At 29.3% G+C, this 14,906-nt stretch carries 9 protein-coding genes; 5 read left to right on the top strand and 4 right to left on the bottom strand.

The features are described 5' to 3' along the window. A partial coding sequence (locus MRZ80_RS00705; protein ID WP_292535210.1) for a restriction endonuclease subunit S occupies positions 1 to 925 on the top strand: 925 nt, incomplete at its 5' end. 42 nt (positions 926 to 967) lie between these two features. Beyond that, entirely contained in the window at positions 968 to 1,351 is a 384-nt protein-coding gene (locus MRZ80_RS00700; RefSeq protein ID WP_292535209.1) for a hypothetical protein, read from the top strand. 110 nt (positions 1,352 to 1,461) lie between these two features. Here the strand turns inward: MRZ80_RS00700 and MRZ80_RS00695 are convergent, their stop codons facing one another. From MRZ80_RS00695 to MRZ80_RS00685, 3 genes are all read right to left on the bottom strand, one after another. Further along, positions 1,462 to 1,827, bottom strand: a complete 366-nt coding sequence (locus MRZ80_RS00695) for a hypothetical protein (RefSeq protein ID WP_292535208.1) — start codon at positions 1,825 to 1,827, stop codon at positions 1,462 to 1,464. Between the two features lie 131 nt (positions 1,828 to 1,958). Then, positions 1,959 to 3,608 carry a hypothetical protein gene (locus tag MRZ80_RS00690; protein WP_292535206.1) on the bottom strand — a complete coding sequence of 550 codons (1,650 nt, stop codon included), beginning with the start codon at positions 3,606 to 3,608 and terminating at the stop codon, positions 1,959 to 1,961. Positions 3,609 to 3,673: 65 nt separating this feature from the next. Continuing rightward, positions 3,674 to 4,822: an aldo/keto reductase gene (locus MRZ80_RS00685; RefSeq protein WP_292535204.1), complete on the bottom strand. Its 1,149-nt coding sequence runs from the start codon at positions 4,820 to 4,822 to the stop codon at positions 3,674 to 3,676. Between the two features lie 698 nt (positions 4,823 to 5,520). Here MRZ80_RS00685 and MRZ80_RS00680 point away from each other — a divergent pair. Beyond that, positions 5,521 to 6,096, top strand: a complete 576-nt coding sequence (locus MRZ80_RS00680) for a hypothetical protein (protein ID WP_292535202.1) — start codon at positions 5,521 to 5,523, stop codon at positions 6,094 to 6,096. 172 nt (positions 6,097 to 6,268) lie between these two features. After that, a complete protein-coding gene (locus tag MRZ80_RS00675; protein ID WP_292535201.1) occupies positions 6,269 to 6,811 on the top strand; it encodes a hypothetical protein in 543 nt (180 codons plus the stop codon). A gap of 42 nt (positions 6,812 to 6,853) precedes the next feature. On the opposite strand, the gene MRZ80_RS00670 is transcribed toward MRZ80_RS00675, so the two are convergent. Next, positions 6,854 to 7,168 (bottom strand): hypothetical protein, encoded by a 315-nt coding sequence (locus MRZ80_RS00670; RefSeq protein ID WP_292535199.1) that lies wholly within the window; start codon positions 7,166 to 7,168, stop codon positions 6,854 to 6,856. A 551-nt stretch (positions 7,169 to 7,719) separates the two neighbouring features. Here MRZ80_RS00670 and MRZ80_RS00665 point away from each other — a divergent pair. Beyond that, positions 7,720 to 14,583 (top strand): hypothetical protein, encoded by a 6,864-nt coding sequence (locus tag MRZ80_RS00665; RefSeq protein WP_292535196.1) that lies wholly within the window; start codon positions 7,720 to 7,722, stop codon positions 14,581 to 14,583. The last annotated feature ends 323 nt before the right edge of the window (positions 14,584 to 14,906 follow it).

Raw genomic sequence — 14,906 nt, 5'->3', positions numbered from 1 at the left:
TCAAACAGAATCATTTCAAAAACAATTAAGACGATATGCAAATGGAATACTGGAAATACGCTTAAGAATATCATTTGAAAATTTACTATCACAACAAATACCAACTCCTTCCCTTAATGAACAAAGAAAAATAGCAGACTTCCTTGATAATGAAATAGAAAGTATTGATAAACTAATTACTAATACACAAAATCTAATAGAAGAATATGAAAGTTATAAAACAGCACTAATAACACAAACAGTAACATGTGGACTAAATCCTGATGTAGAAATGAAAGATAGTGGTTTTGGTTATCTTGGTGTTATTCCTTCTCATTGGGATGTTGTTCCATTAAAATATCTTGGTAGTTGTATTAATGGTATTAGTAAAGGTGCTAAATATTTTGGTTCTGGTTTTGCTTTTGTTAGTTATTCTGATGTATATAAAAATTATGAATTACCATCAGCTGTTTGTGGTCTTGTTGAGTCTTCTCAAAAAGAAAGAGATACATATAGTGTGGAGTATGGTGATGTATTTTTTACCAGAACATCCGAAACTAAAGAGGAAGTTGCATTTTCATCTACATGTCTTAGTAGTATAGATAATGCTACTTTTGCTGGATTTCTTATTAGATTCAGACCTTATAATATGAATAGATTATTACCTGAATTTTCTAAGTATTATTTTAGAAGTAATATTCATAGAAATTATTTTATAAAAGAAATGAATCTTGTTACACGTGTTTCATTAAGTCAGGAGTTATTAAAGAAATTACCAGTTCTTCTACCACCACTATCTGAACAGAAGAAAATAGTAGAATATCTTGATAGTAAAATTAATTCTATTGATAATATCATCTCCAATAAAGAGAATTTAATTTCAGAACTTGAAGATTATAAGAAATCCCTTATTTTTGAATATACTACGGGTAAGAAGAGAGTATAAATTACTTAAATAACACCTCCTTCTATATTTTTTAGTGAGAATATGTCATTTTATGGTGATAATCTTCCTGCTGGTAAAGATGATGCTAATTTTGCTGTTGTTGATGAAAATGGTACTGTGTATTATATGAGTATGTCTCTTGCAGAAAAGATTGGAAAAATTGATCCTAATACTCTTAAGGTATATTATTATTTAAGTAAACATTCACATATTCTTCCTGATGTAACAGGTGAACATAGAGATTGTGATTATGCTAACTTCCAGTATAAACGTGGAGCAGATTTCATGTTTACATATTATAATGATACTGTTGGTGTAAATGAAAATGCACATGTTATAAATCATGTATATTATCCTAATGGTACAGAAATAAGTTATGATGATAATGCAACTGATGCATATCAAATTAAAGATGCAGTATCTTAAATTATTCCCCATCCTTTCTATTTTTTTTTAATTTTCTTTCTTAAAAACAGTTGTTATATATTTTAAATGGGTGTTTATATAGGGGAGGTTAAGTTTTTTATTTTTATATTCTAAATTCCTGGTATGTTTCCTTTGTATTTTGGTATTTTATCTTCTTTGAGTGTGTGTGTTGTTTTTGATTTTTTGAGTATTTCACTGATTTGTTTGTAGTTTACTTTTTGGAGGTATGCTCCTGTGTTTAGTTTTTCTATTTTGTTTTCTTTTACTTTGGTTAGTGTTTTGTTTTTGTCTACTTTTAGTAGTTGTCCATCATATAGTGGTTTTGTGTGTATGTTGTCTGCTAGTTTTAGTACGTTATTTACTGTTTTTGTATCTTTTACTTTTTTTGCATCTACTGCTGCTGTTGCTGCTCCTAGCATTGTTGTTGCAAGTAGTGCTACGAGTAGTATTGCTATTATTTTATTTTTTTGTTTCATTTTATAAATCATTCCTCTAAAAAAAGTTGTGTGTATATTTATTTATTTAATTTTTGTATTTAATAAATTTAAAGCTATTTTTACATAAAAAGAAATTGTTATTTTAATAAAATGGGGATGTGGAGAGGTGATTATATTTTATCTAGTATTTCATCTATGCTTCGTGCTGCATCTATGTTTTGTGAGGGTTTTCTTTTTTCTCGTATTCCAAAGACCATATAGTGTGTTTGTGGTGTTAGTATTTTACACCATTTCTTGCGTTCTACGTCTTTATTTGAGTTCAGGTAGTATCCTACATCGAAGTAGTTATTGTCTATTTTTACAAGTTGTCTGTATATTTTGAGTGATTTGAGTTTGTCTTTTGCTTTTAGTAGTATGTATAGGTATGGTAGTGGTCTTAGTAGTTTCTTTTTAAATTTACCAGTGAAGTGTATGTATTGCTGTGTTGTTTTATCATCACGTATTTGTTTTTCATATTTTTTGAGGTAGATGTTTTTTGCCTTGTTTTCTTTTTGGAGTTTTATTATAGCATCTTGTTTTTGGTGGATTTCTTCTTTGTTGTGTTGTATTTCCATGTCCTTATCTGTTATTGTTTGTATTTGTTCATTGATTATGTCATCTTTTTGTGTGAGTTGTGTTTTTTGTTTGTTTATGACTTCTTCTTGGTCGTGTTTGTATTGGTTTAGTATGTGGTTGTTTTCATCGATTTTCTGTTTTTGTTGTTCTATTTCTTCTTGGTATTGTTTTATTTGTTTGTCATTTTCTTGTATTTGTTTTATGTGTGTGTTTAGTTGTTTTTTGTATTGTTCTATTTCTTTGTTGTTTCGTGTTATTTCACTGATTTGTTCTTTTAGGTCTTTTTCATATTTTTCTACTTTTGCATCTTGTATTTCGAGTTTTTGTCTTTGCATTGTTGATGAGTCATAGTAGTTTTTATCACGTATTTTGTGTATGTTTGATATGAACTCTCGCAGTTGCCATGGTTTTAGTAGGTGTTGTCCTTTTTGTGTTGATTTAAATTCGACTGTTATGCGATTTTCATATTTGGATTCTATTTGTGGTAGTTGTGTTATTTGGTTGAGGAATGTTATGTAGTCATTGTTTAGTTCTTCATTTACATTGTAGTCTATTATTAGAAATGTTTTTGGTATGTATTTTGTTTTCTTAATTAACTCTAGCACATTTAGGCGGTCTTCGTATTGGTCGTGTATTTGTTTTATTGACATGTTTTTGAAGATGTGATTTAGTAGTGGTCTTTGGTTTGTCCTGAATACTTCAAGGTGTGGCATTTCTGCTATTGATATGGAGTTTTCCACTAGTATTGATAGCATGATTGCCATAAATCCTCCTGACATACTTCCATAGAAAAGGAGGTTTCCATATTCATCATCTATGTTGTATTTGAAGAGGTTTTTTGCTATTTTTTTGATTATTTCGGCAATTTTTTCTAGGTACCAGTCGTCCTTGGTTCCTATTGCCCATCCTGTTGTTATGTCATCGTCTATGTATAGTGTTGGGTCGTTGAAGTATATTGTTGATTCATCAAAGTACCATTTGCTTCTCTGGTAGTAGGGCTTGCTTCTGTCATGTTGTGTTTTTTCTTGTATTTTTCCTGATGCTAGTACTAGTATTTTGTCACTGTTTTCTTTTAGATGAATCATAAATTCATACATTACGCCATCTATTGGTACTTGTAGGTTAAATGGTTCATCTTTTGGAAAGTCGTAGCTTTCGACTGCTTCAAGGCTACATTGTATTGTTTTGTTTACTTCTTTATTCATAATAACATTAGACCCTTTAAATATTTTTTATATTATTATTTATATTGTATTTTGTAATTATAATTTTAGTATCCAAATAGTTTTTCAGCTTTTGTCATTATTTCTACTATATCTACATTAAATGGGCATTGTTTGTGGCATTGCATACATTTTATACAATCTGATGCATGTACAGTTAGGTTATCATAATGTTCTCGTATTGATTCGGGGATGTCATCATCTATTGTTGCAAGGTCATATAGTTTACTTACCATTGCAATGTCTATGTTTTGTGGACATGGAAGGCAGTGGCCACAGTAGGTGCATGTTCCTTCAAATGAGTGTGCATCCATTTTCTGCATCTTTGAGATGTAATCAAGTTCTGATGGATCTACTGTGAAGTATCGTAGTGTATCATCTACTTCATCTGTTGATTTGTATCCTACACATACAGATACCGCTGGTTTAACATCAAGTGCATATGCTATACATTCTAGTGGTGTGAATGCTACATCAAATGGTGAATCTTTTGTATCAAGTAGTCTTCCTCCTGAGAATGCTTTCATTACAACTATTGGTGTTTGTGTTTCGAGGCATTTTTCATATAGCATTTCACGTTCAGGGTTTAGTCCTGCGAGGTTTTCATATTTTTTTGTATCTATGTAGTCTTCTATATTTTCTGTTGGTGGCATTATATCATATGCAGGATTAAGGCTGAAGAGTATTAATTCTATGTCAGGATTTTCTGCTGCTTTTATTGCAACACGTGGGTTATGTGTACTTAGTCCTATATGATGTATTGTTCCTTCACTTTTTAGCTTGTATACATAGTCGAGGTATTCTCCTCCCTGCATTATTTCATCATATTCACTTACCTCATCTACGTAGTGGATCATTCCAAAGTCTATGTAGTCAGTTTTCAGACGCATTAGTAGATCTTTGAATGCTTCTTTAACGTGGGTAATTTCACGTGTTCTTTTATATTGTCCATTTTGCCATGTTGCACCGATGTGTCCTTGGATGTAGAAGTCATCACGCATTCCTTCCATTGCTATTCCTAGCTTGTCTCGTATCTTGGGATCTGACATCCAACAATCAAGCATGTTAATACCACACTCATGGCAGTGTTTCATTAGGTCGTTGGTTTGCTCTTGGGTTAGCTCACCTACCCATTCTCCTCCAAATGTTAGTTGGCTTAGTTTTATGTTAGTATTTGGAATTTGTTCATATTTCATTATAAATCACCCATTATATTGTCATATTTATGTTATTGTCTTTGTTATTATATTTATTTTTATTTTTAGATAAGTTTTATTATAAATAAGAACAAAAAGAAGGACTCTGGAGCCTTTTTTTAATTATTTTTACTATTATTTGTAAGTTTTATATGGTTTTTTTGTATTTTTTCTATTTTTTTATTATTTTTTTTATTAATTATTCTATGATTTTAGTGATATTTTATGTGTTTGTATAGTATAATATTAACTTAGTTATTATTTTATGTATATTTTTAATATTTTACACATATTATTAAACATTGTATATACAAACACCTATTAAAACTATAAATAAAACTAACTACATACTATATGTAGAGAACAAAAACACAATAAGTAAAAATTTTATTTTTAGATGGATTATAATAAAATTAAGGGGATTGATTTAAATGGATATTAAAAAAACATTTCTTAAAAAAATGATGATGAAATACATCTACTAAGCTAGATTACACAAAATATAAAAATATAGTTGAAAAATTCTTAATCTTCCATTTTTTTTCCTACAACTTTTCTTTTTTTTAGAAAAATGTAGAAAAAGAAACTTACTTTTTTATTTGCATTTTAATTAACTTATTATACTTAAATAAACTTATCTATATATAATAAGCAAATTAAAGGCTTTAAATAAAACTAAATAGGAGGATGAATCTCATATGTATAAGAAACTTATAGTAATATCTATAATGTCTGTAATGCTACTTAGTACACTATCATCTGTATGTGCACTTGAGGAAATTACACAATGGGAAGTTACACCTGGTGAGTTAACATTCCAGTATTCTGATGAAAACACATCAGTATATAAGGGTGATATGGGACTTAAAAGACTTATAATTAAGGATTCAAATTCAAATCATACATATAGTGTTGTTGATTCAAATGTACGTGCACTTGCAAAGTATACTCATCGTTCATTTAAATTTAAAGGACCTATCTATGTAGATGGACATAAAAATACAAATGATGAACTAGGATTTGAATACTTCACAACTGCTATTTATGATGCAGATCACAATAAGCTAAGACGTCTTGAAGTATATGATGATGATCTTACAGCTGAGGAAAAATCATACTTTGATGATTATGAACAGCAAAGACAAGAGCATGATGATAAACAACAACAGTATGCACTTGAAGATATAGAAGATCAATCAAGACGTAGTTCTGATCGTCACAGATCTGGTATGGCAATTGGAACACATGGTGTAAGCTATTATAGATCATTTTAATTTAGGGAAATTACTTCCCCCCTTTATTATACTCTTTTTTTTATATTATTTTTTTATCTAAATATTAGGCTTAGGTTTATATACTTAAATATTTTAAATAAAATTAGTTAACTAAAAAAAAGTATAGTATACTCAAAAATAAAATTTAAAATCATATGGAGGTAAAAAAAATATGGATTTAGCATATATTGAAGATCATAAATCTATGATTAGTAGTATTGCTATGATAATTATTGGAATAATAATTCTTATCTGTCCTAGTCTTACAGTACAGGCTATTGGAACAATTCTTGGCCTTATTGTACTTCTTGTTGCTGCAATATTTTTAATATTTGCAATTACACAGATTATTGAATCACCAGTAGTGGGTGTTATATCATTTATAGTATCCTTAATAGGATTATATTTCAGTTGGCTATTAATATTTGATCTTGGTTTTGTAACTGCAATATTTAGCTTACTTTTATATCTTATTGGTATAGTATTACTCTTTATTGGAGCATTTAACCTTGTAACAACAAGATATTATGCACCATTTAGTATGCTTGGAATAAGTGGTATAATATTTGGTATATTATTTTTAATATCTGCAATATTTATCAGAACACCAAATGTTATAGCTGTAATACTTGGTATATGGCTTATTATTTCAGGAATTCTATCATTAAATAGTGATAATAGTGAAAATTATATTGATGTAAGAGCATATAAATAAAATTTCCACTACCCTAATCTCCCCTTTTTACTTTTTCTTTTTTTAGAATACGTATTCTACACTATGACTTACACATTCTGTTATATTGTCATGTTCATCAACAATTACCTCACTTTGGAGAAGATTGAAGAATTTCATTTCATCATCTGTGAGTTTTTTAGTTTGTCTATATTCTATTATCTTTGTATGGTGGATGTCTTGTATGCAGATGTCATATACATCATCAAATGCAACATAGCATATGGAGTATTCAACATCACCTGTTATTAGTACTGTATTTTCAAATAGCACTGCATCAAATAGGTATAATTCTTCTATTTCTTTTATGTTTTCATTATCTTTTTCTATTACACTCATCACAAATCACCTATATTGTTTTTTGCTTTGGTATTATTTTTATTAAAAATTATTTATGTATATATTTATAATAAAATAAACTATTCATCTAGATTTACCTACTAAATATATGGTATTTATACTAGCTTATATAGATGCAGTGGTGCATTTATGTGTATTTTTAGGGGTTATAATTTAGTGTGAACTTCTCAATTACTTTTTAAGTTAAAAATCTAGTTTGTTTGAAAAAGTGGGAACTATTCTTTTTATCATGAATTATTAAACTAAATTTGTAAGTATATTTTTATATTCTAACTTACATATGTATTACATAACTAATCATTTTATGTTTAGTTTCTTTAAAATATTATTTAATTATTAATATTTACCCCTACATTTTTACATCACAGTTATTTAAAATTTGCAAACTTAAAAAAACCCCCTTTTTTTAAGTAAATATTAAATACATTCCCATGATGTAGAATATCCCATTACATGTAGGTGAAAGAAAGTATTAATTTTAAGATAATTTTTTAAAATTTAAAACAAATTTCTCGGAGAAAAATACAACAATGAATAAGAAGTCTAAGTTATTCTTAGTTGTGACACTTCTCATGATAACAATGATGATAGGAGCAGCTGCAGCTGCAGATGATAACAATGCAACCCAAAGCACAACATCATCACATGCAGCAGATAGTATCCCAACAGATACAATTACAACTGCAAGCCAATCATCTAACATTGTATCAGTAGAGGATGTAAGTAAAAACACTAAGAGTAACACTCAAAACAAGGAAATAAAAACACAAAAAAATGTTAAAAAACAAGTAACAAAAACAGCAACAGACTACCAATCACTAAAATCTGCATGGGATGAAATCCAATCAGCAGATGATGAAAATGAAGCACAATACACAATCAACCTTAAAAATGGAGAATATACATTTGAAGATGTTCTCGAAACAAAATCAGGAAGCTATAATAAAACAGTAACAATCAATGGAGAAGATCTTGACAAAACAATATTTAATGGACAAAACAAGACAAGATTCTTCTATTTAAGTGATAATCAGCAGACAATTCAACTAAACAAAATTACATTTATGAATGGATATCATCAAACAAAAGGTGGAGCAATCTACAATGCTCGTTCAAATCTTGAAGTAAACAATACAAAATTCATAAATAACAATGTTGTAGGTGGATCTTCAGATGACACCTATGGTGGAGCAATCTATGCAGATAGTACAACATCATTTAACAACACAATCTTTGAAAACAACGTAGTATACACAGCATCTAATAGATATAACTACTATGCATTTGGTGCAGCAATATACTATGGTGGATCAAGTGATATTTACAAACTAGACATTAACAACTGTGAATTCATAAACAACCATGCATATTCAGAAAACAAAGAAAGTACACAATCATCACTTGGTGGAGCAGTACATGTACGTGGAAATTCAAACTTCACATGCACAAATACAAACTTCATGGGTAATGAAGCAAATGTTGGTGGAGCAATCTACATATACTACCTTAAAGAAGAAAATCCACAAGTTGTAAGAAACTGTGTATTTGATTCAAACCGTGTACTTGTAGAAGCACAAAACATCTACCTTGGAGCTAGTGCAGATAAAGGAGATGTAGATGTAAACTACTATGCAGATAATTCAAATAAAAGTGGAATTAAAGTACTAGTTAACAATAAAGTACCTACAAAAACAGTAAATCAGAAACAATCACAAGTAGAATTAAAACTTGTTGAAGATTCAAAATATGCATACAAAGATGTAACATCAGTAGGACATAACTACGACTTTAACATAACAACAACAGATCCAACACTTATTAGTGGTGATATGAAACTATCAGCAGATAATGGATATAAACTCACACTTGACACATCAAAACTACCTGCAAATCATGATGATATAGTAGTATTTGTAAATAATGTTGAACTTACACAAATTGTATGGGACTACACCCAAGTTGAATTTAACAACATTACAGCAAAAGCAGGAAGCAATGTAGTAATATCTGCAACATTTAGAACATCAGACAACCTTGACATTCCAAGAGGACGTGTTGTATTTAAACTAAATAATAAAACAATAGGAAATGCAAATATTGAATTTGCAAAAGCAACACTAAACTACACAATACCAGATAACTTCTCAGCTAAAAACTACACATTAACAGCTGTATATGGTGGAAACGCACAGTTTATGCCAGTACGTGCTGATGCAAATCTTGAATTATTAAAACAAGATACAAAAACAACAATTGACACAGAAATAACAGATGACAACAACCTTAAAATTACAACAAAAACACTTGATGAAAATGATAACACAGTAAATAAAGGAAAAGTTGCAATAAAAATCAATGGAAAAACAGTAACAACACAACAAACAAAAGATGGAATAGTTGTATACAACTTTAAACTCACCAAATCATGGAATAATAAAAACATGACAATCACAGTAATATATGGTGAAAACAGCAACTACCACACAAGCAATGCAACAATAACTGAAAAAATTACACTTAAAACCATGAAAGCTGCTGCAAATAAAAACTTAAAATCAGATGCAACAGTAAATAATATCTATGTAGATGCAGAAAATGGACTTGACACCAATGATGGAACACAAGCAAATCCATTTAAAACAATAGCAAAAGCAATAGAAGCAGTAAATGCAACAAAAATACCAACAAACATCTACCTTACAGGTACATTTAAAGGTGTAGGAAATACAAACCTTACAGTACCAGGAAATCTTACAATAAACTTCATAGGACTAGGCGATGCAGCAATAGATGGTGAAGTAAACTACACATACCGTGAAGGAGGATCTGTATGGGGTGGAAGTGCTATATGGAATTCATACCTTAATGGTAAAGGTAACTGGTTTATGAACATTACAGGTGGAAATGGACTTATTACAGTGGAAAACTTCACAATTAAAAACTGTTGGTCACCTGGAGGAAACTCAATTGCAGCATATCCTACAGCAACAATAGATAACTATGGAAACCTTAAAGTTAACAATATGAACTTCATATTCAACCATGCTGGAGTAGGAGCAGGTGTTCGTAACAATAAAGATGCAACAGTAACAATTGAAAACTCATACTTTGAAGGAAACAGAAAATCCTCATCAACAGGAAACTTTGGAGCAGGACTATACAACAATGGTACAGCAGTAGTTAAAAACTGTACATTCCAGGGTAACTATGCACGTTGGGGAACAGTAACAAATGATAAAATATTAAATATCACAAACTGTACATTTAAAGACAACATAGGATACGATGCAGGAAGTACATTTAAATCAGGATGTGGAATATCAATAAATACAGGTGGAGCAGACTTCTACAATATTGGAGATATTTATGATATACAAACCAACATTAAAAACTGTTCATTTATAAACAATGACCAAATGGATATTTATGCTGATTTAGGACATGTAAATATAACAGGTAACGTATTTGACCACTCAACAGGTATAGGAGTACCACAACCACGTTCAGTTAAAGGAGAAGTAAACTATACAATTGCAAATAACACATTTATTTCACCAATACCATCAAGTATATATCAATCACTTCTTACAAATGCAACACCAAGACTTGCAATAAAAGTATATGGAAACTACAACTACCTTATTGAAAACAACACAGTAGAAGACATGATTGGAAATGGATCAATTGCAATAGAAGCACATACAAACAACTCAATAATACGCAACAACAATGTAAACCGTAAAATCCTAGTTGATGGTGTAAACAACACAGTAGTAGACAACAATGTTATGACAACACTTGATACATATGCAATAGACATAAAAGGATCAAACAATATTATAACTAGAAACTACATGAAAACACCAACACTTAAAGGAGACAAAGCAGTAAACTACACAGATGAAACAAACATGGTAGAAGGAAACCTTCCAGAACTCAAAACAATAATCATAGATAATGATAACTACAACACATACTTTGATGCTAATGGAAATCTTAAAGCAGAATATGCAGATATTGAAAAATTAGTACTTTCACAACTTACAAACAAAACAATCATTGTAGATCGTGAAATGATGATTACACAAACAGCAAATGTTATTGAAAATATCACAATAAAAACAGTAACAGGTGCAAAACTTGAAGCAAAATTCCTCAACATTTCAAATACAAATGAAAAACCAGCATTTATACTTAATAGTACAGATAACAGAATTGACTCAACAAACATCACAGCAAATACTAATGCAATAGAAGTATATAATGCATCACTATTTAGACTTAACTACACAAATATTAATGTTAACTCAGAAGATGATGTATCAGCAATACTTATAATTAATTCAACATTTGACAATCAATCATACATCAAATTTAACAATATAACAACAACAGGTCCTGCAGGATATGTAAACTGGGCTGTTGGATATGCAACAGTTAACTCCATGTCATTATATCAAACTACAGGTATGACAATTACAAACAACAACATCATAACAAACTATAACACATTTACTGGTGAATATGATACAATCTATTCAATAAACATGGTAAGTGATAAATTTGAAAATGTTGCAAACCACATTGCAAATAACAACATCATAACAAATGGTCATAACTATGCATATGGTATAAATACAATTAATCAAACAGTAGATGTACATGACAACGTTGTAGTTTCAGATGCACTTACTGCATCAGGTATACAAGTTGCAAACTCACAAGGTACAATTGAAAACAACACAGTTACAGCATCATCTAAAAACAATGCATATGGTATAACAATATCATCATGTAATGATATGAAAGCTGTAGGAAACAATATCAACTTTGAAGGTAAAGATATTACAGCATTTAGTATATTTGGAACAGTAAATCTTTCATTATTAAACAATACAATAAAACTTAATGGTGTAAATGCAGCAGCTGCAGAACTTTACATGGCAAATGTAACAGATATTAAATATAACAATATAAGTATTGTTGCATCAGCAAAAGATAAAGCAGCAATTGTTCTTAACATGACAGGACAAACAATAATTAAAGATAACATCATCTCAACAACAGCAGAAAATACAGTAGCAATGGATAAATTCTCAACTGAAAATGTTGTAGAATCAAATACATTATATGCAAATACATTTATTGGTGATATGTCAGTAGATCTTGCAAATAGTTCAAATAAAATACAATACAACAAACCTAGTGAAATTATCACATACTACTACCTTAATGAAGAAACATTTAATAAATTCTTCAATGATGATGGAACACTTAAAGATGTTGTACCAGATACTGCAGTAATACTTGTAACTGGTAATTTAAATGATAAAGTAATGAATATAACAAAACCTGTAACATTAGTATTTGAAAAAACAATACTTGAAAACTCAAAAGTTATTGTTTCAGCAGATGCAACAACAATCACTGGAATTGAAGCTAAAGATACACAAATCATCATAAATGCAAATAAAACAAATCTTGAAGTAGTAACACTTGATATTACAACAGATATTACAGATGCAATCATAGTAAATGGTGATAATAACAATATTGATATTAAATCCATAAATATGCAAACAACAAACTTAGCTAATGCAACAGCAATAACTCTAACATCAAAACTTAACAATATTGTTGTAGATAATGTAGAAGCAGCAGGCTATGATAAATTCACAGTACTTAAACTCATAAATTCAAATAATAACACAATTGAAATGAAAAACAGATTATCTCTAAAAGCAGAAGATCTAAGAGTTATTGAACTTACAAATTCATCATATAACACTTTCAACTTAAATATTATAAATGAACAAACACCAACAACTGAAAAAGTTATTGTATTTAATGATAATTCAAACAATAACATGATAGTTGATTCAACAATTATATCAAAAGTAAATGGTGCACCTGTAGTTATTGAAAATTCATGCAATAACATAATTTCTGATTCAACAATCACAACAAGTGCAGCAAATTCAGCAATTGTTATTGAAAATTCAAATAATAACACAGTATACAACTCAACAATTAAAGCACAAAGCTATGAAGGAGCAGCAATTGATGTTATTAATTCAGCTGATAACTCAATTAGATACAACTTTATAGTATCAAAAACCTTAAAAGGTAATGATGCAGTAGTTGTAAGTGAAGGTATGACAAATACTATTGAATTTAACAGAGCAGCAGATGGTAAAAATGTAACAATTACATTTGATGTACCTGAATCTGTAAAAGCATTAGGTAAAATTACAATAAATGCAAACTTCCAAAATCCTGATGATAGCTGGTGGAATCCTTCAATGATACCAACAGATAGTGGACGTGCAACATTTATGGTAAATGGTAAAGTTATTGGCTCAGTAGATGTCATTGATGGTAAAGCATCAATTGTATATGAACTTACAAGTGATGATATTAACACACTTGATATTTCAGTATTATATGAAGATGAAACACTAGCACGTAACATTGCATTAGAAAATACAGAAGTTGCAGTTGAAAAACTTACACCAAAAATTATTACATCAGATGTAGTAAATGATGGATCTACATCAACAATTATTTCAATGGTTGTAGATGAACTTGGAAACATCATAGAAGATGGTAAAATAACATACAAAATAAATGGTAAAACAGTAGGAACTGTACATATCATAAATGGTATTGCACAATTTACATTTGATACAAGCAACTACTCACTAAAAGATTACACAATCACCACAGTATTTGGTGGAAATGATCTTAATGCAAAAGCAGAAGCTAATGCAACACTTACAATTGTTAAATATGATGTTGAAGTAACAGTTGTTGATGTAGTAGCAAGCAATGGTGCAAACGTAACACTTAAAGCATATGTAAATGATGAAAATGGCTATGCTGTAAATGCTGGACGTGTATCATTTAAACTTAATGGTAAAACATTAAAAGATGCAGAAGGTAACACATTATATGCAGATGTAGTTGGTGGAGTAGCACAACTTAACTACATGGTACCTGCTGATATGAGAGCAAAAGACTACACAATTACAGCTGTAGCATGCGATAAAAAATATAATACACAAAGTGCAAATGCAACACTTACAGTTAATAAAGCAACACCAAAAATAGATGTAGAATCCACAGTATATAATAAAACAGAAAATACTAATATGACATTAAATATTAAAATCACAGATGATAATGATAATAATGTTGTAGGAAATACAAATATTGCAGTAAAACTTAATGGTAAAACAGTAAGTAATTCAGCAGTAGCAGAAAATGGAGTAGCTGTAGTTGTTATTGATATTTCAGGAAATAATGCTGGAGTTTATGACTTAAGTATTGTAACTGGAGCAAATAAATTATATAACAGCGCATCTATGACTGATGTATTATTAATACAAGAATAAGTATATTTTTCCTACTTATTCTTTCCTTTTTAACCTCCTTTCTTTAATTTTAATTATTTATTTTTAATTTTTATGAAATTTTATAATCTTTTTTTCGAATTAACTAATTTTTTTATTTTTAATTTATAATGATTTTTAATGACTTATTTGGGGTTTATTGGTTATTTATTTACCCATTTTTGTGTTTTGATACTGTTTTATTTTAATTTAATTTAAAAGATATTTGATTTATTGTATTTCATGACTTTTAGTGTATTTTAAGTCTTTATTTTTGTTATTTAATTTACTAGTTGAAGCTGTATATGTGGATCTAACACTCAATC

The sequence above is a fragment of the Methanosphaera sp. genome, from assembly GCF_022768985.1.
Classification (GTDB): Archaea; Methanobacteriota; Methanobacteria; order Methanobacteriales; family Methanobacteriaceae; genus Methanosphaera.
The sequence above is the reverse complement of the archived record's forward strand: the minus strand, read 5'-3'. Positions and strand labels throughout refer to the sequence as shown.